Source organism: Haloarcula argentinensis DSM 12282, from assembly GCA_000336895.1.
Taxonomy (GTDB): Archaea; Halobacteriota; Halobacteria; order Halobacteriales; family Haloarculaceae; genus Haloarcula; species Haloarcula argentinensis.
Genome location: AOLX01000006.1, coordinates 50,384 through 77,368, shown reverse-complemented (window position 1 = coordinate 77,368; position 26,985 = coordinate 50,384). Strand labels below are relative to the sequence as shown.

At 55.8% G+C, this 26,985-nt stretch carries 22 protein-coding genes; 8 read left to right on the top strand and 14 right to left on the bottom strand.

Annotated features, from left to right (window positions below):
* The first annotated feature begins 140 nt into the window (after nucleotides 1-140).
* From C443_RS02820 to C443_RS21390, 3 genes are all read left to right on the top strand, one after another.
* Nucleotides 141-1,292 (top strand): SOSS complex subunit B family protein, encoded by a 1,152-nt coding sequence (locus C443_RS02820; RefSeq protein WP_005533613.1) that lies wholly within the window; start codon nucleotides 141-143, stop codon nucleotides 1,290-1,292.
* A gap of 528 nt (nucleotides 1,293-1,820) precedes the next feature.
* Nucleotides 1,821-2,270, top strand: coding sequence for a hypothetical protein (locus C443_RS21070; RefSeq protein WP_152423002.1), 450 nt, complete (start codon nucleotides 1,821-1,823; stop codon nucleotides 2,268-2,270).
* 162 nt (nucleotides 2,271-2,432) lie between these two features.
* Complete coding sequence (locus C443_RS21390; RefSeq protein WP_160163340.1) at nucleotides 2,433-2,582, top strand: hypothetical protein; 150 nt, start codon at nucleotides 2,433-2,435, stop codon at nucleotides 2,580-2,582.
* Between the two features lie 11 nt (nucleotides 2,583-2,593).
* Here C443_RS21390 and C443_RS02815 read toward each other — a convergent pair whose 3' ends face one another.
* Nucleotides 2,594-2,956: a hypothetical protein gene (locus tag C443_RS02815; RefSeq protein ID WP_005533612.1), complete on the bottom strand. Its 363-nt coding sequence runs from the start codon at nucleotides 2,954-2,956 to the stop codon at nucleotides 2,594-2,596.
* Nucleotides 2,957-3,100: 144 nt separating this feature from the next.
* Here C443_RS02815 and C443_RS02810 point away from each other — a divergent pair, with 144 nt between their 5' ends.
* Nucleotides 3,101-3,298 (top strand): hypothetical protein, encoded by a 198-nt coding sequence (locus C443_RS02810; protein WP_005533611.1) that lies wholly within the window; start codon nucleotides 3,101-3,103, stop codon nucleotides 3,296-3,298.
* Nucleotides 3,299-4,068: 770 nt separating this feature from the next.
* Here C443_RS02810 and C443_RS02805 read toward each other — a convergent pair.
* From C443_RS02805 to C443_RS02765, 9 genes are read right to left on the bottom strand one after another with little or no spacing between them, the layout of a single operon-like run.
* Nucleotides 4,069-6,282, bottom strand: coding sequence for a type IV secretory system conjugative DNA transfer family protein (locus C443_RS02805; RefSeq protein WP_005533610.1), 2,214 nt, complete (start codon nucleotides 6,280-6,282; stop codon nucleotides 4,069-4,071).
* Nucleotides 6,279-7,034, bottom strand: a complete 756-nt coding sequence (locus tag C443_RS02800) for a relaxase/mobilization nuclease domain-containing protein (protein ID WP_005533609.1) — start codon at nucleotides 7,032-7,034, stop codon at nucleotides 6,279-6,281. The genes C443_RS02805 and C443_RS02800 overlap by 4 nt, the downstream gene beginning before the upstream one ends.
* Nucleotides 7,031-7,504: a hypothetical protein gene (locus C443_RS02795; protein ID WP_005533608.1), complete on the bottom strand. Its 474-nt coding sequence runs from the start codon at nucleotides 7,502-7,504 to the stop codon at nucleotides 7,031-7,033. Before C443_RS02795 ends, C443_RS02800 begins: the two co-directional genes overlap by 4 nt.
* Nucleotides 7,501-7,878, bottom strand: a complete 378-nt coding sequence (locus tag C443_RS02790; RefSeq protein ID WP_005533607.1) for a plasmid mobilization protein — start codon at nucleotides 7,876-7,878, stop codon at nucleotides 7,501-7,503. The genes C443_RS02795 and C443_RS02790 overlap by 4 nt, the downstream gene beginning before the upstream one ends.
* Before the next feature lie 5 nt (nucleotides 7,879-7,883).
* Nucleotides 7,884-11,138: a VirB4 family type IV secretion system protein gene (locus C443_RS02785; protein ID WP_005533606.1), complete on the bottom strand. Its 3,255-nt coding sequence runs from the start codon at nucleotides 11,136-11,138 to the stop codon at nucleotides 7,884-7,886.
* Nucleotides 11,138-12,802, bottom strand: a complete 1,665-nt coding sequence (locus tag C443_RS02780; protein WP_005533605.1) for a hypothetical protein — start codon at nucleotides 12,800-12,802, stop codon at nucleotides 11,138-11,140. Before C443_RS02780 ends, C443_RS02785 begins: the two co-directional genes overlap by 1 nt.
* 2 nt (nucleotides 12,803-12,804) lie before the next feature.
* Nucleotides 12,805-13,632, bottom strand: a complete 828-nt coding sequence (locus tag C443_RS02775; protein ID WP_005533604.1) for a hypothetical protein — start codon at nucleotides 13,630-13,632, stop codon at nucleotides 12,805-12,807.
* On the bottom strand, nucleotides 13,629-15,698 hold the full coding sequence (locus C443_RS02770; protein WP_049943858.1) for a hypothetical protein: 2,070 nt from the start codon (nucleotides 15,696-15,698) through the stop codon (nucleotides 13,629-13,631). The genes C443_RS02775 and C443_RS02770 overlap by 4 nt, the downstream gene beginning before the upstream one ends.
* Before the next feature lie 7 nt (nucleotides 15,699-15,705).
* The gene (locus tag C443_RS02765) at nucleotides 15,706-16,161 is read right to left on the bottom strand and encodes a pilin (protein WP_005533600.1); all 456 of its coding nucleotides are present in this window, start codon (nucleotides 16,159-16,161) and stop codon (nucleotides 15,706-15,708) included.
* A gap of 1,001 nt (nucleotides 16,162-17,162) precedes the next feature.
* Here C443_RS02765 and C443_RS02760 point away from each other — a divergent pair.
* Entirely contained in the window at nucleotides 17,163-17,828 is a 666-nt protein-coding gene (locus C443_RS02760; RefSeq protein WP_005533598.1) for a hypothetical protein, read from the top strand.
* Nucleotides 17,829-19,538: 1,710 nt separating this feature from the next.
* Here the strand turns inward: C443_RS02760 and C443_RS21065 are convergent.
* Nucleotides 19,539-20,495, bottom strand: a complete 957-nt coding sequence (locus C443_RS21065; RefSeq protein WP_152423001.1) for a hypothetical protein — start codon at nucleotides 20,493-20,495, stop codon at nucleotides 19,539-19,541.
* Nucleotides 20,496-20,548: 53 nt separating this feature from the next.
* Here C443_RS21065 and C443_RS02740 point away from each other — a divergent pair, with 53 nt between their 5' ends.
* From C443_RS02740 to C443_RS02730, 3 genes are all read left to right on the top strand, one after another.
* Entirely contained in the window at nucleotides 20,549-21,451 is a 903-nt protein-coding gene (locus C443_RS02740) for a hypothetical protein (RefSeq protein WP_318249585.1), read from the top strand.
* Between the two features lie 172 nt (nucleotides 21,452-21,623).
* Entirely contained in the window at nucleotides 21,624-22,859 is a 1,236-nt protein-coding gene (locus C443_RS02735) for an AAA family ATPase (protein WP_005533589.1), read from the top strand.
* Nucleotides 22,856-24,613: a 5-methylcytosine restriction system specificity protein McrC gene (locus C443_RS02730; protein ID WP_005533587.1), complete on the top strand. Its 1,758-nt coding sequence runs from the start codon at nucleotides 22,856-22,858 to the stop codon at nucleotides 24,611-24,613. The genes C443_RS02735 and C443_RS02730 overlap by 4 nt, the downstream gene beginning before the upstream one ends.
* Nucleotides 24,614-24,638: 25 nt before the next feature.
* Here the strand turns inward: C443_RS02730 and C443_RS02725 are convergent, their stop codons facing one another.
* The 3 genes from C443_RS02725 to C443_RS02715 form a co-directional block, all read right to left on the bottom strand.
* Complete coding sequence (locus C443_RS02725; RefSeq protein ID WP_049943856.1) at nucleotides 24,639-25,466, bottom strand: hypothetical protein; 828 nt, start codon at nucleotides 25,464-25,466, stop codon at nucleotides 24,639-24,641.
* Between the two features lie 2 nt (nucleotides 25,467-25,468).
* On the bottom strand, nucleotides 25,469-25,852 hold the full coding sequence (locus C443_RS02720) for a hypothetical protein (protein ID WP_005533585.1): 384 nt from the start codon (nucleotides 25,850-25,852) through the stop codon (nucleotides 25,469-25,471).
* 252 nt (nucleotides 25,853-26,104) lie between these two features.
* On the bottom strand, nucleotides 26,105-26,977 hold the full coding sequence (locus C443_RS02715) for a hypothetical protein (RefSeq protein ID WP_204366041.1): 873 nt from the start codon (nucleotides 26,975-26,977) through the stop codon (nucleotides 26,105-26,107).
* Nucleotides 26,978-26,985: the final 8 nt, after the last annotated feature.

Sequence of the window (26,985 nt, the reverse complement as noted above, 5' to 3'; positions counted from 1 at the left end):
GGTAGATTTAAGTAATATTCACCCATGTGATTATATACGGAAAGGCACGACGCACGCGGCGCTAGTAGGGCAGTTTCACGCCGCAGAAATCGGGTGCTGTCACACCCGACAAGTGTCTTTCCGTCGGTTGGAGAAAGACAATGTACGCTACCAATTCCAGCGGTAAGAAAGCATCGGCAAGTCACCAGCAGGTTCCCCTCTCGACTCACTTCGAAGACGGCCCCGAACAACTTCTAGAAGCCGTCGCAGAGACCGAGAACGGCGACGAACTCGACTTCAGGATGAACAAGGGGAGCGATAGCCGTGGCAACTACTACGCTCGTCAAGACGACTATCACAGCTACGACTGGACCCGCTCGACCGAGGTCGGCCCGAACCGGCGCTTTGGCGAAACGTTGGAACAGCAGGAGGAACGCCACGGGCGCGAAGCCGAGCAAGCCCGACACTCCGAGGTCGCACGCGCTCACGTCGACGGTGCCGACCGCGAAGCCTCGGCTCGCCAGCTCACCGACGCCGAAACCGAACGGGCTGACGGGTTCCGGTCCCCGGCTGACCCCCGGCAGTGGATGGACCGCGACACGCTGGCGCGCATCAACCAGCAAGCCGCGACGCTTGCAGACAAGACGAGTCTGTCCCGAGCGGCCGCGAGCCGGCGACTCGCCGCCCTAGTCTCCGGGCAGATGGGCGACTGCGATAGCCTGTATGACGCTTCGTTTACCCTGTTCAGGGACGCCCGCGACGAACTACAGGAGCCGACGCCTCTCGCGGATATGTCGCCCTACGGCTACGAATGTACCGTCGAGGGCGAAGTTACCCACATCATCGAGGAACCCGACGCTCGGAACCAGTACCAAGTCCTCTACATCGAAGACGACGAAGGTACGAGCGCGAAGGTCACGGTCTGGGGCAAGTCGATGCACGGCGGCGAGATGGTGCGCACGCTCCACGAAGGCGACCGGGTGCGAATCTCCGGGGGCAAGCCAGACGAGTACGACGGCATCAAGACCGTGGCGGTCACGAGCGACACGCTGATGTGCATCATCGAGCGTGGCGACGGTCCCGCGCCGACCGGACACGGAAGCAGTATGTTCGGTTCGTCCGGTGAGAGTCAGACGGTGGCCTCGTGGGAGGCTGAATCTGACACCCATGCATGGGCCAACGAGCGGGACGGTGACCACGCGGTCGCCGTGACGCTGGGCAAGGCCCGCTGTCCTGAGTCCGGGTGTTCGGACCTGTTCGATACCGAGCATGGGGCCGCCACCCATCGCGGAATAGTCCACGGCGACGACTGACGCCCGACGGCTAGGGCGTCCCCCACCGGGCGGGGGCCTGTCGGTCGGTGCGACGGTGCTCGCGCACGCGGCTCGCCGGCGGCCACCGGCAAGCCGGGCCGCCGCCGAGCGACCGCGCGCACGGACTGGAGCGCCACCGCATCAGCGCGTCAGGGTGGGTCAGTCTGGTGGCGGCTGTGAGAGGGCTGGAGTCCTGGTGTGTGCGTGGACGTGGGCCAGCCGGCCGGGGAGAAACTGAGGCTGGGTGGCTGGTGGGTCGCGACAGCGCGCGACGCCACCGACAGACTCGCGATGCTCGTCTGTCGAGCCCTCGTTCGCTGGTGCTCACGAGGACGACGGGACGCTCCGCTCGGCGCTATCGCGCGCCTCGCGGCGGTCCATCGTGCCTGCAGTAGCGGGCGCGATCCCGGCCTGCCGCCGGAAGGTGGACGGAAACGCACTCTATCTTCTGTTGTCTGCTCGTGCTTTGATCTAGACAAGCCAATAGCGCGACATTTTTGCGACTCGCTCCGGAAAGTGGCGAGTATCATGTCAACTAACAGAGAGAGTGAAAATCCGATAGAACAGCTTACCAGCGGTCAGGATGCTAAGCGAATCCCCCACCCAAAATCAAACGAGTACATCGCTGTCTTTCGGCTTGACGGTGAAACCAACACCGCATACAAGCTCGTGACCGATGATGACACCGTCATCCGAACGTCGTGGTCCTCCTCGGCGTGCAGTGTATGCAACGAGAACGAAAGCTACAGTCCAACGAGGGGGACTCCACACGACACTGCACAGGAGAAGCGCAAGCAAGCAAACTGCGAACACGCACAATTCGCAGCGGACGCATTCTCACTTGACGCAGCGGGGTCCTGCGACGACTGTGGCGCGTGGGCGATCTCTCCAAAGTCGATGCCCCATCCAACGGTCTCTGGAGCTACCGCACTAGTTGAGGAGTACTGTGTGGAGTGTGGCGCGCTTCGAGCAACGTAACCTGCTGCGGTCCTCAGTGGTCTACCCAAGACAGTCGGCGCAGTCTGGGGAGCTGTTGGGTAGCTGTTTTCTGGGCCCGGAATCCCGGATGGACACACCTCGATTTTGTGTGGCCGCAGGCAGGTGGCGGCCAGACAGGGCCGCCGGGAGGTGAGATATCAGATGGGAGAAATTCAATGTCCACGCTGTGAGGACGTATTTATTGCCGAGTTCGATGAGGTCCGGATTCGGTCGGGATCGTTCCATGACTCTGACCGCAACGAGTCGTTTGACCAGCTTTGCGAGGACTGCTATCGCGAGGTCGTGAAGTGACGTCGGTCAAACTACTCTCTCTTTTTTTCGACTGGATCTGGGATACGGCCAAACTCAGTTTCTAGCAAGACTTCCAGCTCATCAGTTTCTGTGTCTCTCTCAGCGAAAAAGCCTTCAACCACTTCACGGTCACTGTGGTACTGGATGATCGCCTCGTATCCGTATCGGTTGTTTGCTCCGGCAGGATACCAGTGCTTGACGCGGACTTTGAACTCCTGATCTTCCCACGTCCACAGGCGGACTTTGATCGGGTGCTTGAGTTCTCGGCGGGCGATGTCGATCACTCCGTCGACGACCGGCCCAATCGCTTCAATGCTCGGGATCTGGCGCTGGCTGGATGGCTGTTGCTCTGGGGATAGGTGTTGCTGTGACATGAGAACGGTGCGATGCACACTTGGCCGGCATCGCTCAAAAAGCTCCGGGTTGGGGCGGTATCTGGCTGGCAGCCAGCGAGGAACAGTCCCGACAGGGGGACCGGGTGGATCGCAAGCGTGGGTCTGCCGGCCGGGCTGAAACAAATGGAAGCGCGGTGTGTCGTGACAGCGCGCGACGCCACTGACAGACTCGCGATGCTCGTCTGTCCTGTCCTCGTTCGCTCCCGCTCACTCGGACGACGGGGCGCTGCGCTCGGCGCTATCGCGCGCCTCACGCCGGTCCAATCGTGCCTGCAGTGGCGGGCGCGATCCCCGCCGGAGATCGGACAGTTCCCCGGCTGAATGGCTCACTAAATTGCGAGTATATTACTGTACGAAAGGAACGTCTATCAGAAGTGTTGCGATTCGAATATAAAGCTCCGGATACAGTGGTGTGTCCTCCAGTTGTTGATCGACAAGTTGAGTTCGGTGCGGCGTCGGCATGGGTCTGCCCCGAGCGTTGGTCTGCCAGCGCTGGCTCAGTTCGGGTGCGGTCATGATCGGTGTGGCCTCGACGTCGACGAGCCAGTCACTCGCATGGACCAGTGGACTCGCATGACGCTCGGTGGAGCTGGCCGACCGCGTGCAGGTCACGATTGGACTTCGGGGAACAAGCTGGGACCTATTTACATTCCAACACATCCTGCTGGGACTGAGTGTGCGGGCTTCTCGCGATCCGAAGTCCGTCGTTCATCACTGGTCCTTATGTTCTATTCCTTATGTCTCACTGTTTCCAGCGGTCGCCTCGCGACTGAATCACCAAAGGACAAGATAAAGAGTGTCTTACATCGGCGGTTTTCGATGAATAATTCGATTGCCGTCTTGCGATTTGGACTTTGTTCAGTCAACAGTGGTAATTCACCAGTAGTGATTCAAACAGGGCGAAAACCGCTGCCGTCTTGCGATTTCAGTGATATAAAGATAGGAATAAAGATAAGTATTGGAATTTGATAGAAGAGGAGGTAGAAATTCTTGCTGTCCACTCTTACCGGCGGGGTAGAGAGGATCACGGTCGCGGAACGATACAAAAGTATTAGATACGCTATATACAGAAACAGGTTCACAACGAGGGATTACATAAACTCAGATACGTCGCGTCCCTCTTCTCTTGACTCAGTTTCGTCCCGCTCTTCAGTCTCGGTTGAGTCTCCCTCTGCATCTGATTCAGTGAGTGATTCTCCGCCTTCCTGCTCGGCAGACTCCGTCCCACCTAAGCTGGGATCTGGGTCCGGCTCAGAGAAGAGTCCCCCAGTGTTGTCGTCGGACTGCTGATCGTGACTGCCACCGTCGAACTCATCTTCACTATCTGACAGGTCCGGGTGGTCCATGTCCGGTGAGGTGACGGCAGTGTTTGCTGTTGTCTGGTCGAGTAGGTCACTGGAATCGTCGTCGTCCAACCCATCCGTCGCGTCGACGGTTGGCTCAACTTCGGGGCCACGATCCGGGCCACTATCTCTGGACTCGTCGTCGGTCTCACCAGCCGACTCATAAAGCACTTCATGGAGTCGAGCACGAGTGAACGAGAACCAACTGTCACTCTCGATGTCGGTGTCATCTTCTGTGGGCTCTGGCTCCGAACTGCCCGGCGACTCCGCACCCTGTGCCGGAAGGCTGTCGCGGACGTCGGCCAGTTCGTATGACTGCCCGTGAACCCACGTCGTTCGCGAGACTGCAACGCACTCACCGGGCTGGAAGTCTCGAAGCAGCCCAGACGTGACCGGTGTTTTGTCCTTTTCCTTGTACGTGTCCCGAGCCTGTGTTCGTGGGTTCTCGCCGCGTCCCTGGTGGCTCATCGACACCATCTCAGAGCGGTCGTACTGCCGACTCTCGCCGAGTTCGTCGAGGATGAAGTCCGTCGACTCAGTGTCACCCGGCCCGAAGTACACGCCTTGCGGGCAGTTGCCGACAATCCCAGAGATCGTACTGTACGTGTCTTTGAGCTGGCCGATTGTCTGGACGCCGACCAGTGCCCGTGCTTTGTGTTTCCGGCCTCGTGCCGTGAGGTTCGTAACTTGGGTCAGTGCCGGCAGCGCGTCGATCTCGTCGAGGATGTGGACCGTTGGGTTCTCGGCGTTCATCGCATACCGGATCGACCAGTCTACGAGCAACTGGTACATCGGCCCGAGCGTTTCCAGTTCTGTTGGGTTCGAGTCGATGATGAGGACCCGGCCTTCCGGGCTCTCGATGTACTCTTGCAGGGAGAACTCCCCGTAGTTCCCGAAGTCGCCGGTGAAGACGGGATCGACGTTCTCCTTGATGGTCTGATAAACGTTCTGTGCACCTTTTCCCTTGTCAGGGTCGATATGACCAGAATCCAGCCGGTCGAACTCGTCAAGGGCTTTCTTGAGCGCGATATGACCCTCGTTGAGCAGCGAGACGATATCAGCATGACAGAGGGCATGGCGGCGATTGTTCTTTTGTGCGCTGAGATGGAGGTACATCAGCATCTCCGCGAAGGTCTGTTTGGCGGGCCGGTGGAACGGGTCATGACCGTCGGCTTCGCCGAAGATTGCGCCGGCGACCTCGCGGAAGTCCGACTCAGAGTCAGCGTCTTTGAACAGATTCCAGACTACGTCGCTGTCCTCGTGGCGGATACGCTGGACATCGAAGCCCAACTCCTCGTAGAATGCTTGGAAGTCCTCACCGGTGTCGTGGGCGATGACTGCTGTGTCGCTGTAATAGGGGAATTGGTAGGCCAGCAGTTTCATCATCGACGTCTTCCCGCTTCCAGTCTCGCCCACAACAGCCGTTGAAACGTCCTGATCGAGCGTGAACGGCAGTTCCGCGTCGTCGTGTTCGTGAGAGACCTCTTCCAGCGGGACGACGGACTCGCCGTCGTCGTGGTCCCACTGGTTCATCGCGAGCATTTCCGGTGAGGTCCGGCGGAGCAGTTCCCCGGAGAACACGATACCGATTGAAACAGCATACAGGATCACCGTGGTCGAGTACGTGACCATCGGCAGCGACAACCCGGGCATCGTGAAGTCAGCGAACAGTGTCCCGACTGAAATAGCAGCCAAGACGTGAGCAAACGGGAATAGCAGTGCCACACTCGGCGTCCCGAGGAGCACGTCGTGGAAGAACGCCGCGCTGATAACTCCAAAGCCGAGGTAGATGTAGCGCCACGCCCAGAACCGCTTTGGCAGGACCTTGTCGCTGTCGACGATCATCGGTGGGAACAGCAGCATGAACCCAGCCCAGACGAACCCGACGACGTTGTCGTACTTGAGGCTATTCGGGACTTCGCCGGAGCGTTGTCCTGGTGGTGCAGAGGAACTAGAACTCACTGCCACCACCCAACTTCGCGTTCGGGTTCCTGCTCGCGTTCAAGGTCAACTTCGGGTTCGCGCTCAGTTGCGGCCTGTTCTTCAGCCCTCTCCGCAGCGCCCTCTGAGAGTGACTCTGGTTTGCTCTCAGCGCGCTCTTTCTCAGCCGTGGGCTGTCCGACCTCTTTCTGCTGGCTCTTCTCACTCGCCCGCTTGAGCGCTTTTTCCGCGTCGGGGTTCAGCGACAACTCTGCCTCGTGGTACTGCTCCCGTGCTTCTTGATCGACGACCCGACCGGGATTCTCTGGAGCATCGCGAGCAGCAGTCGTTGGGTCCCTCGTCCGGGAGGGCTCTTCATACACGGTCGCTGCTTGTTCGCGCAACTCTCGGATATTTTCCCGATCCATCTCCAACTCTGCGCGCTCGCCAGTCGCCGCGATGTGTGCGTGGGGAAACTCTGTGTCTCTGTGGACTCCATACACGTAGTCAGTTGTCGGCTGCTGGGCAAACTCACTGTGCATGAATTCCCGAGTGTTGGCATTCACCTCTTCTGGTGAGTATTGTCCCGTGGGATCAGGAGAGACGATCATGTGTCGCTGGAATCCGAACTCCCGGCTCTTGTCGACGAATTGGTCTACTTCTGGGTCGGATAGTTCTCTCCCAGCTGGGTTTCGGAGGTCAACTGTCGCGCCGGCGTCCTGTTCGCGATCACGCTGAATATAATCGACGAGGTTCCCTGCACCACCCTCCTGATAATCTGTTTTTAGCATCATGCACTCTCACCTGCCGGCTCAGTGGCGGCCGAGGCATCTGACTCAGCGTTGTTTTCTTCATCTGGTGTTTGCGACTCCGTGTCCGGATCTTGTCCGACGTGTTCGCCGGCAAATTTCAGCGCAAGCCGCCGCTGTTCAGCTGAGTAGTCATCTTGGAGCAGTTTCCAGATCGCGATGATATATGCTGTCCGGACTTTTTGCACGGTCTTCACTTCCTCCATTGATCCAGACTCAAATTCTGCTAACAGTTCCGTCACCTCGCGCTTTGCCTCCTCCAGCAGGACTTCAATTTTTGTGTTAGTGCTGTACCGTTGATACTGATTCTCTCCAGTCTCCCATTCAACGTAGTCCTCGATAACCTCGTGTCCGTATTCGGAGGTGGATTTCCCCGCGGCGTCAGCCAGCTGGTCAAACAATTCTTTGTTCCCCTCGCTCGTATAAATCTGGAGCAGAGTGTCTCTCTCAGTCATTCCTGACCCTCCTTGTTTCGGATTCTTTCAACCTCTTCCTCGAGTTTCCCTGTCGCTTCCTCCATCGCAGTAGCGCGCCTCTCTGCCGGGAACTCAGAGGAAATCAAATCCCACAGAGCGACCGAGTAGAACAGTTCCTGATCCGTATCAACGTTTGTTGCTTCCTCAACGTCCTCTACGACGGCATCAGCGATGTACTCCAGTTCCGATCCAAGATTTAATTCCCCCGCACGCTGTTCCTGTAGTTCCCTCGAAATACGCCGTTCCGTGGCTTTCAGAATGTACTCTGAAACCCCTTCACCCGCTTTGTTAGCCTGCTTCACGATCTCTTTTCGCTGCTCTGCACTCAGCCGAATTGTGACTTTTTCACTCATGTGAATCACTCCGTATTGTCGAACTCCGAATCAGTCTCTGCCTCGGTACCACCATCAGCAACAACTGCATCCGGCTGTGCCCGGTCAAGTGCCACAGACACAGCATCCACCAACTCATCTTCGTCCAGTCCGTCCAGAACGCGCTCAGCCTTCTCCGGGGACAACCCGTGATTCGTTAGCTCTTGCTCGACTGCTTTTGAGTGGACGAACTCTTCGAACTCAGCAACGTGAGGATCAACCTCGGCGACAACATCGTCAAACGCGTCCTCCGCGTCGGCGTCGAGGTCGATAATCTGCTTTTCCTCCCACGACGTCTTGATCGTCAGCGGGTAGTCGCCATGCTCGTCGACGCGGACCAGCGCTTGCGAGTACCCCTGACCGTCGCCCAGTGACTCCTTTCCAGCTTCGGCGTGCTGGATGTAGGACTGCTGTTCGTCTGTCAGTCCAGCACTTGTCGCAGTCTCATCACCCAGTTCTGGCTCACGATGATGCACCTTGATCGGGCACATCCCCGCGATTTCCTCAGCGGCTCCCTTATCCTCGAACTCCGAGAGTGTCTGGGACAGCATCACCAGTCGCAGCCCAGCGTGACGCTGGTGGCGGGCGATCTGGTTCAGCGACTCCAAGTTCGCAGCGTCATTGAACAGGTAGTGCGCTTCGTCAATGATGATCTCGACCTTCTGGGTCATGTTCTTGGCCTGCTGGTACAGCGTCGACAGCAGCAACTGCATGATGAACGACTGCTTGCCGAGGCCACTACCCGAGCCTTCGACCTGCTGGAGGTCCAGATACACAGCCTTGCTACTGTCGTCGATCAACCGCAAGTCCGACTCTTTCGAGAGGTTCCCGAACGTACTCCCCGGCCGGAACGGATGCAGCGCAATCGAGAGTTCGTTCGCATACTGCTGGATTTTCTGCTGGGAAGATTCGGTTGTCGCGCCGGGGAACATTCCCGGGTCTTCCTGGAGGCGGTCGACCACCTCAAGAAAGTCACTCAGGTCCGGCGAGTTCGCCGGCGTATGCGTTGAGGGGTCGTCCGGGTCGATATCGGATTCAGTGAATATCTTGTCGATCAGGAATGTGATCAGCCCGCTGTGCATCTCCAGATCGACATCCCGCGATTGCAGGAAGTTCTCGATGACACCGTACACTTCGTCTTTCTTCGCTGAGACGGGCTGCATATCCGGGGACTGTTCGAGAACATGGGGCGGCGTCGGATGCATCTCACACGGATTCAGCGGTGTCTCGCCGCTGATTGTGATCGTCTTTGCATCCAGCATCTGCGCACTGCCGTGCATATCCCCAACCGGGTCGATGTAGATCTGCTTGACATCCGACCGCTTTTTTAGCATCCGCATCGCCCGAGCCTGCGTGCCGTGTGTTTTGCCGCCGCCGGGCATCCCGGTCACCAGCTCTGAGTGGCCGGTTTCGAGCGCCCATGGGTCTATCAACAGCGATGAATCGTTGTGGCCGTGCAGTCCGTACTCGATGCCATCTTCCATGCGGAGGTAGTTCGACGAGAACGGGAACAGCGAACCCAGCGCTTCCCCGGTCATCGAGGAGAGCCGATTCTGGCCGAGTTCATTGGCCCCGATGGGCGAGACAGTCACCAGTCCCGCTTCCTGCCGGCGGGTCGTTCGCTTGACGCCGCAGTTCGACGGCGAGTCCCGCAGCAGCGTTTCAAGCCGGTTCGTTTGCTTCCGGAGGTCTTCCTCGGTCTCCGCGGTCAGACGGATGAACGCGCCGACACGGAACAGCGACGTGTGGTTCCGGCGGACCATCTGTCGGATGTACTTCGCCTGATTGACCTCCTGTTCGATATCTTCCGCTTCCAGCTCTCCTTTGTCGTTTTGCAGCATCTTCAGCGACGAAATCCACTCTTTCATCACTGACACGGCTGCGTCAGAGTCGTAGGGGTCGATGTGGATTGAGACGTCGACGGCAAGGTCCGTATCCAGCAGCAGTTGCTCTAACATCCCGCTGGTCGGATGCTCTGGATACGTCTCGATCCAGAAACAGCGTGTGTACGTCTCCTGATCGAGGAGAGCGTGGTCGGCGTCCCACTCGATATCCGTCGGCGCGACCAGTGACCGGTGATTCTCTCCGGGCCGGTGGAGTTGTGAGACGAAGTCAGTCTCGTCGACCTCGTAGTCGGTCCCACCGACGTCGTCGGTCTCCATGCCCTCTGTGGCGCCGTGGGCTGCTGCTCCCTCGCCGTGCTTGATGAGTTCCCGAGCAGAGTAGGTCACTGGAGAGACGGAGGCCGCCTCTTCGTACTCTCGCTCGGACCGCGTTTCACAGGCCCAGTAGTCTTCGATCAGGTTTGCCAGTTCGTGGGGGCTGACCGACCGGCTGCGACACCGGAACATATTGTTGACTGCCCTGTCGACAGTCTCAAGCCGGTCGTGGAGTTTCTTGGCCTTGAACTCCTCTCGCTCGGCATCAGTCAGCGTATCACTGTCGAATCGACCGAACAGTCGCCCAAGGACGGGTATCCCGGCTAGATAGTCAGCGATGGAGTCATCGGCCATCTGGAGGTCGTGAATATCACCGTCAGTGACCCAGACGACGATGTAGTACTTGCGCTGGAGTTCGGTTTCGGTCTCAACGTTGCCGCTGTCATCGGTGTAGCGGTTGACCCACTCCAACAGGACTCCCCGGAAGATCGGGTGGCTCTTCGCGTCGGGATCTTCGAGCCGATCGATATGTGTCTGGATGTGGGATTCGTTGTCGACTTCCGCTGTCGTGACGTGGAGTTTCGCTCGCCCAGTCAGCGACTCAGACAGGCGTGTGAGTGACTTGACTGCCTTGTTCCACTTCTCGTCGTCTTGCAGCGACATATTGGCAGGTTCGACCTCGACCGCGCCGACATATGCTCCGTCGACGCGCTCGATGCCGTGGGGCATAATCCGCTCCAACCGTGTGACCTGCCGAGCATCCTGATTGCCCTGGCCGTGGGTGTACTGGCGCTTTTTGACGAGCCAGAACAGTTTGACGCGCAGCCACTCAGTCAGCCGGTAGTGATCCGGACGGACTTTGTGGAGGATGTAGAGGAAGACTTCGACGACCGCTGTGAGGGCCAACGTGGGGAAGAACAGCGCCGCTGGGACGAACGGCATCCCCATCCCAACGAGGAAGCCAAACGGCGGGATGAGGAACAGGATGAGTTCCCCGAGCGTGTAGTCTCCCCAGAAGTTGGTCGTGTCTCCGAGGGACTCGTGGATGATGTTCGTGTTGTATTCTTCTTGTTCGTCAGCCATTAGTCGTCATCCTCCCGAGGCGGCAGGCCGTCGCGGTATGCATCTGGCCCTAGTTTGTCAGCATCAGTTGCAAACACATCCTTGAGCGAGTCATACGACTCGGACCCACCAGAGTCGGTATCGGTCCCGTTTTCGTCGGGTTCCCCATCCGAGAACGGCGGGTCTGTCTCAGACTCGTAGACTCTGGTATCGCCAGAGTTGATCTGTGTTTGGCGCTCCATTTTCGTCTGACGCTCACTGACCGGGGTATCGTCGCTTCCAGAGCCGCCGGACGAACTCCCGTTAGTGAACCTGCTGTTGAGCGCACTTCCAGGGGAGGTCCCACTGGAGCTACCGGAGCTACTGGAACCGCCGGAGCCACTAGAACCACCGGAACCGCTACTGCCGGCAGGAGGTGGGGCGGAACCGCCACCACCGCTGTTACCTCCACCGGAGCCGCCGGAGCCACTGCTGCCGGCAGGAGGTGGGGCGGAACCGCCGCCACCGCCGTTACCGCCTCCAGAGCCGTTGGAACCGCTCTTCCCATAATTGCGGTTCATCCCGGCGGGGTTGGCTGCCATCTGACGATGGACCATCTGGGCTCCCGTGGCAGCACTGCCAACACGTCCTTTTGCAGCGCTTGAGGCGGCTCGAATCGTGCCACCCGTCGCCATTGCTGCGCCGGGGCCACCAACGGCTCCAGCGCCGGCTGTCGCCGCCGCGCCAGTGGCCGCCGCGCCGATCTTTGCTGGCTTTTTGCCGCCGGCAAGAACCTGCTCGCTGACCTGAATCGCAACGCGGCTACTGCGCTGGATGAGGACCTTCTGGGACTTTGCTGCCAAGTACAGCGTAACGAGACTGATGAACAGCGACAGTTCAGATGCCAGTCCCCAGTTCGTCGCTTCAAAGCTCATGCGAATCAGGATTGCAGGCGGGATGCCCGCAGCGAGGACTCCGGGATACGCGCCGGCGACCTGCTTTGCCAGTCCCGAGAAGCGATTGAGCGGCCAGACTTCCACTGCCCAGAACGTCGCGACCAGCGGCATCGACAGCGTCATCAAGAAGACCAGCAGCCATCTGGTGATGAAGATGAACGCTGCTTTGAGGTAGACGTATAGTCCGACAATAATGAGGACGAGGAATATCCCAAGGCTGAGTTCCGCAATTTGCTCGGCTGAACTGATTAGTGCGGCGACTTCAGTGGTTGACTGACCGGATTTGTAGATCTCGCGACCGATGGCGTTGAAGAACTGAGTCCCCAGTGAAGCTACCGGAAGCCAGAAGAATAGTGAGAGGAAGGCAACTCCGAGTCGGCGTAGGAGCTTCTTCCGAATAACCGGGTTCATCGACCCGTAGCGCACTCCAATCATTGCTAGAACGATGAACTGTAGCCCGAGTGCCAACCCAACTATTCCGTCGAAATAGATGCCCGATATCAGCGAGTTCCACGGGGCATTACTCGCAGACTCAAATGCAATGTCGACAGGGGCTGCTGAATTCGGTCCTTCAGGGGCGGGTGTCCCCACCATCGGATCAATGATGGCTCTGAAAAACCCGCTCAGATACTCGGTAATATCACCTTTGAGTCCATTGAGGAAGTCGGTGAGACCATCCCCAATTGCTGATGCAAGTTTTGGGAGTAGCAGCTCGATGAGCAGCTGTATGACATCTCTACCGACCTGCATTGCTACTTCTCCGTTGAGGTCGCGGTGGCTTCCTCAGGAGTCCCAATCAGAGTCCGCTTGCATCCAGATGAATTTTCATATCTGATCGTCTGAGTGAATGTGACTGGATCGCTCCAAAGGAATTCAACGGTTAATTGCTCATCTCTTTCAGAGGTCTCATCAACTCTCGGGCAGGAGGAAACGGTGTCTTCAATGAGGGAAAAATATCTGACGACGTTGGTTTCACCGGGCTCTACCGGCACAAATACGTCGCCCTTTTCTTTCCCGTTCATTAATGCGCGGGTGGCTGCACCAGTTCGCTCACCCACATTCCTGACAACAACCACCAAGTGGCCGAGGCCTTCACGAATGTCTGGATGTTCAGTGGCAGGAACGACTTTCTCAAGTTCGAATGTAGTGCCCAACTCGAGTGGGAGTTTAGTTTCGACCTCATCCCCACGGAGATAGAGCGTGTGCTGGCCCCGTGGCAGCGGCTCATACGAGTCCTCTCCCTCTGTTAGCGAGAGACGTGTCCGGGTCTCGCCGGGACTGAAGTAGTCGCTGGCGAACTCCCGCCCAGACTCTGTGATGATGCTGACCGATGACGGCTCGACTTCATCGGTCACAGCCACCTCCAGTGCCAATTGACGGCCGTTCTCGACAATCTCAATCGATGTTTCTTCGATGTAGTCGGACTGCTCTTCCGGCGGACCGGCGCTTCCGTCACCTCCGTCACTGCTATCAGACAGCCCGCCACTGCATCCTGCAAGTGCGGCAAGACTCCCGCTCAGGAGTCCGAGCACTGTTCTGCGGTCGATACTGCTGGTTCGTGGTATGTCTTGCTTTGTCATGGATTATACCAACCAACGATTTTGCCTCTCGTCCAGATGTCGTAGCCGTACAGCACCAACACAGCCGGCAACAACGTCAGGAGTGTCACTACAGCGAGGTCGATGAACTGCGTAAGGTCCGGGAGATCGAGTTCATATGTGACCCGCTCTTGGGTGTCCCGGACTGGGACAGCACGCCCTTGCTCCCACCAGATCTGATTCGGACGATATGTGACTATCGCCGACGAGACTTCGCCTTGGTCAACGGTCACTGTAAGCTCATCATCGCCAGCGAGCGACCGTTCAACTCGAGTCTGTCCAGTCGCGACCGTGACGTTCCCCGCTGCAATCGGGAAGCCAGCCGTCGGTTCAACCCGGACCAGCAGGTCCGTCGAGTTGTCGGTCGAGTTGACCACCTCGGAGGTGATATTAACCTCACGGATCGGCGTCGGGTTCGTCGAGTCCGCTGGCTGTTCGATGCTGTTCCCACGGACGAGTCCGTGGATCTCGAAGTTCTCTGTCCGGAGCGGTTCCGCACTCCGAATCGTGAACCGATCCGTTCTCGTAAACGACTCTGAGCGATTAATCCGAATCTCTGGTGGGAGCGTGGTCCTGTTGGTCGCGTTAGCGGTCGTGTTCCCCGCTGCGTTCCCCGTCGCATTCGTCGGATACGTCGCTTCCAGCGACGGTACGAACTGCCAGCCGTCGGAACTCTCGTTTTGGACGCGGTTGACCGTGACCTCCGGGCCCTCTGTAGTCCGGACAGCGTGGGTTTCGAGCGGTCGCACTGGCGTCGTCGTATTTTCGGACCAGTTCTCCCAGCCGGGCGGTGAGCGGGTATAGAACCGCCACTTGCTCTGGACTTCGTATCCCCTGTCAAACTGGACACGCTGCCAGCTGCCGGGGATTACAGTCCCGATACGATAGTCGTCAGTCGTGGCCCCTCTGCCATTCGGGACGACGCCGGGTTCGACGACCATCTCCCGCTCGGATAGGTTTTCGACGTGGACCGTGCGTGAGTCCGTGACCGTCAGTTCGTACTCGTCGATCTCGTCATCGTCAATCTCTGAGATATTCGTCGAGACCGTCGTGACCAGTTGGAGGTCGGTGGTCCCAGAGATGTTCGTGTAGTTGAGCGTCGGCTGAGCAGCGGTGCTGTTGTCCATCGCAGTGCCGTTGGCATACAGCGTCGTGTTCGTCGACGTGTTCAGGACCCGGAAGTCTTCCTCGAAAATCTCCGAGATGAATACCCGGTAGTCGTGGATAGCACGAACAGTCCCGTTTGGACGGACGAGCCGTTTTGTGCCCGATGGCCGATGGACAACGGTCGATGGCTCGATGCTGAAGAACGCGACATAGGCGTCACGAATCCAGAGTCCAGATCGAGTGTCGGTGACGTTGACTGGTCGCGAGGAGTCCTCAATTCCAGTCCGGAACGAGTCGTGTTCGGGCCGGTTCCACAGCGTCGTGTTCGAGGGCGCACGAGAGGGCATATCTCCCGTGCAAGATGGCAGGACGGCCAGCGTGCCGTTCTCGGCATCTGACCGGTCGGCCCGTGTGAGATTCGGGTGGTCGGGGTCGCCAGACCACAGCGCACGGAAGAACGTGTGGTTGTGATTGTAGGACCGGTTCGGAGGCACGACGCCGGCCGTCGCGTTGTCACCGATAGACGCGTTCGCTGGTGGATTCGAGGCGTTCTCGTAGCACGAGACTTGCGCGCTGAGGTTTTGCCTTGCGCCGAGTTCCACGGACCTGTTCACGTCTGTCTGGTTCGCTGCTGGTCCCTGTTCGGTGGACTCGTTGCCTTCGGTTCCGTTGGCTGCTGTTCCGTTGCCTACCGGGTCTTGGACGCTGGATTCGTTGTTTTCAGTGTCGTTCGCTTGTCCCTCGCCGCTGGAGCCATTCGGTGCAGTGGCGTTTTGTTGGAGTACCCCCACGCCACCGTGGCTCACATCGCCAAGAGAGTCTGCCGTCCCCCGCTCAATCTGAGATGGGTTGCTACCAGCAGACGCAGGCCCCGCAGCTGCAGCTGTCGAGAGCAGCGAGCAGAGGGCCGCGACCAGCAACAGTGAGCGGAGTGATGGCATCGTGTGCTTAGAATGGCGTCACGCAGTCCGAGAAGCCGAAGCCGACGTTGTCCCCAAACTTCGTGATGAGCTCTGGAGCCACGATTGCCAGCACAACGACGCCGAGGCCGACCAGCGAGAGGATGAGATCCCGCCGGGCTTCGTTTTGCTGGTTCGGGTTGCCAGAGGCTCGCATATACGACAGGCCACTGCGACCGACGAAAACCATCGTTGCTGGCAGGCCAAGACCAGCCAGTGCGCCGAAGACGACATCGACGCCGTCTTCGACAGCCGTGTCACAATAGATGTTCCCAACGTCAGTCTGGCCCATCGCCGAGCCAGCAAACAGCGTGAGAATCAGCAGCAGTTGGGTCCCCTGTCGCACGCCGGGCGTGAGCCATGCGTCTGCAAGTCGGCGCTTCGCGTGCGTGTAGAGTGTTGGTTCCGAGGTCGATGCGGTCGATGCTGTAGTTTGTGTTGACATGGATGTCTCTGTTTTTGCAGTCTTGCTTGCTTTCCGATTCCCCACCGGTGACCCGCTACCAATTGTATATCAGTTTTCTTATGTTTGTGGTGAACCCTGCCCTGAATTCGCCAGCACTTATTGACAGTGGGACTATCAAAAAACTTGTGAACAAAATTAAGAGTGCTAGATTATGATAGGTAGTGTTACTCGGCAATGCCGTAATTTTCGTGCCGCATGAATGCTAATGCTAAGTAAAAAATCTATTAGTATATCAACTAGTAGTTTAATCAACTAGTCTATCAGCCGCAGAGATCCCAAACCGTATATCAGAAATTGCGGCAGTTAGGAAAGAATATTGATAGTGATAACTAGTAGTATATTTACTGCAATTGGATATAAGATAGCCATGGAATTTGATTAATAGAACATCATTAGGCTAGCTTCATAGAAGGGCAAAAGCGAGGCATTAGGAGAGCCAGACTGAAATCAGAACCTCCCGTTGCTCGGGTCGTGGACCACTCTCATATTGTTAATGTCGCCGCACACACCCGTGTCGTCAACTCTGCGATGCCGAGCGAGCGGGAAATAAAACTGAACAGAGTGGATATGCGGTTCTATCAGTTACTGTCGAGGATGGTGAGATAGCCGTAGCCGACTATGACCCAGAAACGACAACAACGCGGAATGAAGACGCACAAAGCCGGTTTGACCGGCTGTCGAGCCGGCCAACAGACGAGGATTCATAAGACGAGCAGTTATAATACTGAGAAGTGGCTTGCTGTCTGTAAGACCAATCTACAGCGGGTTGATCTCTGGCAACATCGGGATAGAGTGCGGGGATTGTCCTCGTTGGGCTTCATGTTCGTTTCGGCGGTGACTGGAGGGTAGTGTTCACGGGGTTAGCTGACACTTGCGGACGGTCTCAAGCGATAGCCCACCTTTACTGACTAACTGTTGAGCGAACCCCAGTCGTGTGGGAAGCACGGCACTTACATAACGCTCCATCTACAGCGGTGGGTATGAGCGAGTGGGTCGTGGATGCCCGTGGGGGTGTCTGCAACCAGTGTGAGAACGAGTTCCAGCGCCTCGCCCAGCACTGGTCGCGCAATCAACAGTGTTCGTATCCGGATGTGGGTGCGGCCCAGCACGAGGCGATTCGTGGGTGTCTGGTTGGTGACGGTAATCTTGACAATCCGAATGACGGCCCGCCGGCGCTTCGGATTGCCTCAATGCGGCGGGCACACATCGAATGGATTCGCGACCAACTTGGCTGGCTCGTCCGTGGAGTCACGCGCGACACGGACGGTGCGTATCGCCTTCGGACGCTTTCACATCCCACTCTTGGCCGGTACTGGACGTGGACGGATGGGCCCCCAGCGGACTGGACGCTAACGAAGCCTATCGCGCGTCTGTGGTACGCCTGCGACGGTGGATTAGAGTGGCCCGGCAGCTCGACGCAACCACGAGCCACCTGGACGATCACTGACGACGCCAAGCGACGAGCCTGCAAGCAGGCGCTCGCTGAACAGGGCTACGAGGTCATGGTATGGGACCGACGGTTGGCGTTGCCCTTTGAGGCGACCGAGCGGTTTCTGGCATGGGTTGGCGATCCGACACCCGGTAGCGAACACAAGTGGGCGGAAGAGCGTGAAGAGTATGAACGGCGTCGCGGGGAGCTATCGTAGGGTTCTGGTGGCATACAGTCGTACTCGGCCAGATCAAGTCATGTGTCCTGCAAGAGAGCTCTGATGACATCATTTCGTGTTTAGAGAGGTCGTCAAAATCGCTGTGAAACGCGGTGAGGCGTTAACCAACAACGGTTGATCTCGACCGCTACTGTTGGTTAGCCAAGTATCGATTCGCCTTCTAGGCGTGGTTTATTGCTTGGAGTGATGATGTGTAATAGCCGTTCAGTTTATGTGCGGAAGAATCAACTGAACCAGTGACGACCGCCAGCGGAGCCACAACGAATATGACCACTTGCATGGAAGATGGAATCGCTAACTCGGCTGATGAGTTAGGTTACTAAAAAGCCGTCTTATTTCAGTGATTCTATAAAATGGGATCAACATCGAAAAATCGCTTCAGTGGCCGCGCTCTCATTATATTTGCAGTAGTATCGTTCATCATATCCGGTCTACTCATTGGTGCTGCCTCGGAGCCGACGAACGCGGCTTACACCACCGAGACGAATCAATCGCAAGTGTCTCCCGATGCCGAGGTAGTCAGTTACAATAACCTTTCAGCAGCGGGCCAAGACGTGTTCGACCAAGCACTCCGTGCTGATGGGGCTGCCACAGTGCATCAGTCACCGCCAGATTTCGACTATCCCGGTGACACGATGGACTATACCTACGTCGAAAAAAACGGGACGATATACACTATAGGCACTGGATCAAATAGCTGCTGGGTATGTGCCTTCGTGGATCCACTCAGCATCGTGGCTGGGCTTGCGGGGGCCATCCTGTTGCTGCGCGGAGTGTATCGCTTGGTGAACGGGGAAGCCGACGCCACATAGGGCCGATGATCGGTAGAGTGCCTTTTTCAGAGTCTGGTTTCAACTCAACCGAACGTCACGCTCACAACCAATTCTGATCACCACTAGAGCTTTTGTGGCCTGCGAGTTACAGTCACTGTACTGACCGGTACAGCGACTTGTTGAGTAAGTCGTTACTCAGTATTTCAGGGATGGAGGGGAGATATGGCGCTCGGTATGTCTGCAACTTGATTAGACTTATTTGGGAGAATTGATATTCTATTGGTACCGTGAAGCATCTCTACCGTCGCGTAGATGCGCGGATACGTACTCTCTCGCGGGGGAAATTCGCAGTTCTGGCCGGTATCCTAACCGGCATTGCTTTCCTTGCATTCACCCTGTTACTGGGTGATTTGATGCCCATTCAGGCGGTGTCGATGTCTGTGACAATAGCTGTGGTTTATTACATACTTGACCCAAATAGCTAACTCGAGTAAGAGTCGTCGCCGAACTGTTGAGAGGGCTTCCCTTTTCATCCTGTATTTTGCCGAGAAAGACTCTTTAACCCATCTATTGATACTACTGTACTCTCTTTCACGGAGAGAGTCTTCTGACCAAGTTGACGACGGGGGGTGTAGGCGTGTGGGATTCAGATACTTCTCCCAGTGCCGGTGGCGGTAGCTAGCTCGACAACCAGTACACCCGCATCCAGCAGCTACCAAGCAAATACTAGAAACATACAGGACGTCGGCACACCTCGAAAACAACATAGCCGAATACCCCGTTACCAGACTTCCGTCGGCTGTGCATCCACATTAGCTTGTGGAACCACGACCAATTCCTTGGAGAAAAATCTCAGGGACGAACATACAGGTTAATTCCAGTATTTGTAGATACGCTTTTCCAAGCAATTCAGCAACTAAAATGACACACCGCCAGCAAAAATATCTCTTGCCTTGAATTGCTTTTTAATGCCGAGATCGATCTTTTGATTACGCTCTTCCCGGCTCATTCCTTCAGCACAAGCAGCGGCCATATTGCTGGCAGCCTGTCGATACAGCCTGAATATCTGACTGTAGTTTCCCAGTGACAGCGAGTATGACGTTACCTTGTAGTCCTTCAGAGAATCACTGATCTGCACACTTGCCTTATTATTCGCTCGCTGGAAGTTGCGGCCCGCAGAGTCGAAAGACGAACGCTCGAAAGCGTCGATACCACTATTGAGCGAAAGAATCACCTTCAGGAACCGCTCTTGCATATCAGCGTGTTTCTTATATATGGCTCTCTGTCGGTTCAGCCGCGAACTGACTCTATCAAGATCAGGTAAGAGTTTTTGTGTTGAGGGTGGCCACTCACTGCGAGTATGTGTAGCTACTGTTTTGCTAAATTTAGAAATGGATGACTCCACATTAGGAAGGTTCCTATCTTGGTTTGATTGACCGTTGAAATACTCACTATTCAAAGTATTAATCTCACGGCTTTCAATTTTCCCACTGAGAGACTCCCCCTCGTCCAAAGTTTGCTGCAATTCTTGATAGTACTCTAAAGCTTGGTTAATATTGCTAGCTCCAACCGCAGGTGTTGAAGATGGAGTTTTTCCAGTCGGTTCTATCTCCTTCTCAGAGAGTGAGCTATTTACCGACTCTATCGTTGTAGCTATTGACGACTGCAGCATAGAGTTATTTTGGGGGTCTCTAAGATCAGTTGAGTCAATAGTCTGGGCCAAATTCTGTAGTTCAGACACTTCACTGGAGAAATCGGGTGGCTCCTCATCGACCATACTCACGAGGGTGCCGAGGACGATAGTCCCACCTAACAGTCGGAAAAAGTTACGACGATAAAGAGGTATTTCGTCGGTATCTTCGTCACCAGACATTGCATTTATTTTCACCGACAAGTATTAAATACATTTCCACTATCTAGCAGACTGTGGGCGAATTGGATACTGACCGTGTTAATTTAGCGGTAAGCCATCTCGATGGCGGATTGTACCGCCATGCGAGAGTCGAAACGCGAAGACCAGCGCTTGATTTGGCCGGTGCCCTGTCTGAGGTACACGATAGCAGCTTGGAGTTAAGTCTCGCAGAAGGTGATCGTATATTAATCCGAGCAGAGCAAGAGATCGATACCACAACACTACGTCGGCTTCGGAAGCTCACTGAGGTACTTGAGGATGACCTTGGAATTAATCTCGGACATGGGAAGTTTGCCCGGATGGCGAGTACCGCGGCGACAGCCAGTTCGGTTGTAGCCGTGGCGATTGCTGGGTGGAATCTAGTAGAAGCTGCGGATACCTTGCGGGACGCTTCGAAGAGGGCAGAGTCACTGCAAGCAGTGAAAGAGGAACAGTTCGGTATTTTCTACAGAGCAATCGGTCTATTTGTTGTAGAGTGTTTCTTATTCACTACCCCACTCAATTACAAGACCGCTTGGAAAGGAACGCGGTATCTCAACAATCACTACCTCTATCGGTTGCGATCTACGTCGAAACTTCTCTATAGACTCACACTGAGCGAAGTACATTATGCGATTCGAGGATTTACCAAAGAAGCACTTCGTAGCGCGGATCAGTTTGCTTCGTACCTTGCACAGGTAACTGTCAAGAGTGTACAAATCTTGCAGGACAATTCTGACGACGGAGTAGATGATCTTATTGAGACTGTACAACAAGAGGTAGAGGAGTTTCATGCGTTCGTCAAAAATCGTTACCAGATTATTGTACCCGAAATCGAACTGCAATCTGTCGCTAAAGAAGTGGTCAAAGAACTTTCTACAGTCATCGACCTTTCAGATCTATCCTCGAAGCAAATTATGAGCGGGATTGATATATAATAGGTAGCAATCGAGTAATTATTCTACTCACTTTTGCAGGAGCTATCTGAACTTTTTATCGAGTTTTCTGTTCTACCTGCATAGACAGCTTTGATTACAGGGATAAGCACGACCAGTTCACCATTTCGCAGTCATGTGGGATTTATATACTTTCATCAACGTGTGTTTGTAAATGGCTACAACCTCCAACGATACCTACTCACTTGACGACGCGAAGGAGGAAATCGATATTCTCCGGCGTGTCGAAGACGAAGTCGTCAACGCTATCAAGAACGCAGAGAGCGAGGATGTTCTCGAATATCTTATCGAGAAAGAGAAACTGGATACCCGTCACGACGGGCAGCGAGGGCTCGGAGCAGTACGGCGCGCAGTTCTACAGTCCCCAATTGCTTCTGATCGTCTCAAGCGTGTGGTTAGCCTCCGTGGTGACGAAACCCCGGAAGACATTCTTGTCCCGAAAGATGTGATGCGGAACGCGAAAGTGGCCCTTGAAGCAGGGAAGCCAGTCGTTCTCTATGGCCCAACGGGGACAGGCAAGACGACGTTCGCCAAGCAGCTCGCGCGCGAGACTGGCATCGGTTACGCGCTCCACACGGCCACTCCATCGTGGACGCCGTCGGACATCATAGGAGGCATCAGTCCTGATTACACGGGTGACTCACTGAGCTATCGGACCAAACTCGGCTGCGTCTCGGAAGCCGTCCAGCGTGCTCGGAAATTCAACGTCGAGTATGGCGTCATTCTGGACGAGATCACTCGGGCGGATATCTCCAAAATCTTCGGCCCGCTGTACACTGCTATCGAGAATCCCCACCAGACGATTTTCGAGACAGACGAAGGCGAGACCATCGAGCTTGACGAGCGGGTAAACATCATCTGCACGATGAATATGTCCGACCGGACGGTCAACGAGTTGGATAACGCCATCACCCGTCGGTTTGCGATGATCGAACTCGACGAGTACGAGGAGGACAAGCGCCGACAGCTGTTCAAGGACTGGATTACCACGCACGTTAGCGAACAGACCGATTTAGAGGATAGTGACATCCTCCGCCTGTTCGAGCGTGACTATAAGGGTATCAACCACGGTCACGAATCGACCTCACAGGGTTCGATCATGCGATTCGGGCCGATGCACTACCGCGACGTCGCTGTGTTCCTCGGCGTCGCCTGCCGGGAAGGTGGAGAATACGAGCATGATCAGACCGACGCTGTTGGGCAGGCGTTCCGGACATACATTGTCCCGCGGCTCCTGAACGCGGCAGCATTCCCGCAGGTCGAGCGTATCGCAGAACATTATCGTGCTCTGAACGGAGAATTCGAGGACTTCGACCTCTCGCCGGCAGCCGAACTTGCCGAACGGGAACTCGAACAAGAGCGGCGGCAGATGGGCTCTTACGATTCATGAGTGTCGTCGACGAAGTGTATCAGTACGATCAGGACACGTTCAACGTCCCTGAGCGGGGCGAAATTCGGATAGAGGGGTGTCCGGCATCCATCACTGACCAGCTTCGTCGTGCGTCGTTCACGCGGGAGAGTCCGGGTGTCTACACGAAGAGCCAAGCCACACTCGATGACGACAAAGAGTATCAGGTTGTCACGGTCACCGTCGACGGTGAGGACGACGAGGTCCTCCATGTCGAGGCGACTGACATCATTGGCGTGGTGAGCCTGACACCGACGTCGAAGATCCAAGTCGATCCCAAGATCGAATGGGAGCACATCTTCGATATGCTGCTGGCGGTATATGACCAGAATCGGTCTATCGAATATCACGGCATCCCGCTGCAGGACTTCCTCTCGGACGACATCCACCTTGACGACGTGTTCGTTGTGCTGGCGATCAACTACCTCGACGGGCTGGAAACAATACAGCGTAACGGCTACATTCGGGACCTTATCATCCGGCGGCTCGACAGCCTCGACGGTCGCGGGGAAATCGATGTCGAGCAGACGTTGATGAACCACGCACGAGGGAATCTGGAGCCACACTGGATACGCAACGAGACGGAGTACGACAACGCCGCGAACTCCCTGCTGCACTACGCCGGGAAGACCCTCATACGGTTATTCCGGGAAAATGCCGCCGAGAACGACCACCCGGCGTATGATCGAATCTTCTCCGAGGTCCACCGGGAAGTGGAGCGCCTAGAGAGCATGGGCGTTGGCAGCGGGCTGGACCGGATGGACGAGTATCGTCAACTCTCCCTACACGACCTGCCCACGCAACGTCAGTACTACCGAAAGGCGTTCGACGTCGCCAAGGCCATCATGTCGTCGTCGCTCGGCCAGCAGCTCCGTGACGGGCCGCGAGAACTCGTCGTCGACTACGTGCTCAACATGGAATCACTGTTCGAGCAGTACTCGCAGGTCGTCATCGAGCGCGAACTATCGAATATCAAGTCCTACGACCACCTCGATGAACTCGACGACGTGACGCCGGTCAGATCGCCGTCAGTCAATCCCTTTGAGGGCGAGGGGAAAGTCTCTCACCAGCCCGACCACGCGCTGCAGGAAGGCGAGGAGACGCTTGCTGTGCTTGACTCGAAGTACTATGCGGAAGGACATGACCCGGTGAAGGACTCTACGTCGCGGTCGCGGCTGTTCAGCTATGCGTACCTCCTCCACGCCGACCGCTTGGCATTCTTATGTCCGCTGTTGGAACCGAAGCGCCGTCGCGTGGTTCAGACTGGCGCGGAACTGCAGATACTCTCACCCACTGAGTTTTCTCTCGATGCCTACGACAGCGTCGTCCACGGATATCTCCACGAGGTACTTGCTGAGGATGTTCCCGAGCTCGATGCATTCCGAGTTGTCGCAGAGTACGAACTGTGCCTTGACGGCGTCGACGAATCAGATCTGCACCAAGCGAAGCAGATGAGCGGGCCGTTCACGTTCAAGGACGCCAAGGACTTCTCGCTCCGTGTGATCAAGGCCGCCGCCGACGAACACTCCTACGACGTTCGGAATCGGTATGACTTGGAGCAGGAGGGGGGCTGGACGCGGGAGCAAATCGAGCTGAAGTGCGCCGACCGGTATGAGCACGCGACGACCTGTGTGCCTGTATTCTGTCGGGAAGACGGAGAAGAGTGGATCGACCTTTATTTCTTAGTGAATGGTTCGGGTGAAGTCGAGAAGGAAGGGCCATTCAAGTTGTTATAATTTCTTATCATGGTACATTAACCAGTTATAGTGAGAGAACGGTCGCTGGAATATAGCCGAGAACACCCGCAACCAGACCGCTAATGAAAATAATCCAGACAAATTCCCATTTCAAGCCCCATTTTAATTCTTCAAATGAGGTAGCTGCACCATAGTTGATGTATATGTATCGAGTCAAATCTCGGTGAAGGACTATCGAGAATATCACTAAAATCGCGGTTCCGAAGTCATTGAACAACTCGGTAACTAGAATTCCAACAGGTAAGCTGACGAGGAGAAATAGAGACGCCAGTACCGTTATGAGTCCTATACCTCTGAGTGTATTTTCCGGCCGAGGCGATGACTCTTTATCCATTACTACTTCAATCATATTACGACAGTAATCCGCGGTAGACCGGAGTAGTCGACCGACTGGATTTTCGCCAGTCTGTTGATAAATAATTCTCCGCCACGTCTCTACATATTCACCCAAAATAAATTCATCGAGAAGTACAAAAAAGAGAGAGACACCGATACTTAGGCCAACAAACGAAACAACTGGCTGCAGAATTTGAAAGGCTGCTTCAATATAGATACTAATAGCCGCAATTGCTCCGATAAGAGCCACTTGTAGCAGCTTGGCGCTCCATCTAACAGAACGTTTGATTTTTCCGAGATCGGGGGCTGTCGCTCTGTTAGCCATCACTCGAAGTAACATTATTAGAAGGACTAATCCAAGGGCGAACTGAAATATCCAATAATAATTCCATTCAGTACCAAGTCCAAAAACAAACACAGAGACTAGCGTAACTATGATTGACTCCACAGCGACTGCGTCAGAGCCGATACGCTTCTCGTGGTTGTCAGGGGCCACAATCAGAACGGCGTAACCAACCAGTCCCCGTCTTCCTTTCGCTCCAGTTGCGGTCCGAACACTTCTTGCAGTGAGTGAAGCTCGTCTCCGTCTCGGAGGTCGTAGGTCTTCCCACTTCGATGGAACGACCCGTCGACCACGAACTGTACAGTGGGGCTCTGATACTCAAGGTCGTTTGCTCGGCGATCCATCTCACGGGCAAGGTCCGTAATGAGGTCGTCATTTCGGAAGGCGTCTGCGAGGCCGACGACGCTCACCTTATCGGGGACATCGTCGTCTTTGAGTCGCTGGAGGAATTCTTGGACCGGTATCTGGTGGTCAAACGCATCGTACTCACCCTCGATGATGAGATTGTAGCGGCCGGGAATTTGGCCTGGACCTGCCATTCTTGAATTAGACTCTCTCAGCAGCGCATTAAGTAATTGTGCTGTCAGGCGGTTCGGGCTTGATGAATCGTGGATTCCTTGTCTACAGTCTCTCTACCGGTAGCGATGCAAAGTTCTATATGCTGTCGTACGGTATATTTGTATGAGCGCAAAGGTGCTGCGTGGAGCCTGTGTGACCATGGCCCGCAAGCCTGGCGGCGCAAGCCAATAGGCGTCGAAGACGGACGTGGGCACAGGAAACGCATCTGACTTCTACACCTCAGAAAGACGGGTAGCGAGATCTTCATAGCCTTCTCTCCGAGCATACTGTACAATTGGCCGGACAGAGGATTCGAACTGAACTGGTTCACCGCCGCCCATCACACCCTCGAACCAACAGTTCATCCGCGTTGGGACGGTTTCTGCCCTTCGTTGCTCAATTGCTTCCGTGGATACGGGAGTGGAGGAGTTCACGATCTTGTTGTATGCCGGTCCCCAGAGATGGTTGAATTCCTCTTTGGTTACTGGGGCGGTCGGTGTCACCTCAGAACAGTGGCGAGGATGGTCGATTTGGTATGCAAGATGACTCGCACAAAGGTCGGCGAGAAGAGATGTTGGATAGTATAGTTCCGACTGGATACAGGTCGCCATCGGTGGGCACCTATCTGTAATCCCAATCATTGCGCGCCCAAACCGCTCTGCTTTGTCCTCGTTACCGTCGAGGAGTATAAGCGTATCTTCGACTCCCACCTGTTCAGCGAGAACTGCAGACTGGACAGCTTCGACACGCTCTGAATCAGACCCGTCTTGACCGAGATGAGCAGTTGCTTTCAGATACTGACTATTCTCCCGAACGACCGTTTCGAAGAACTCAACGCTGTCTTCGTACGTCAAGTCGTGCGATTTGTCCCGAAACGGGAAGAACGGGTATCCTTCGGCCGCAGCGTAGATACTGTCCAGAATAGCCAACTCATCAGTACGTTCCGCACTCACGGCAACAGTGATAGTGATATCGCCGATGGTGCTCGCATCGATTGCGATGGATCGCTCGTAGGCAGCTTCGCCGGCACGAAATGGACGCACAGATGACTCGAAATCACTCCTTATTGTTCCTTGAGCGTTCCGTTTGCTGATTGTGCCACCCACCGTAGGCC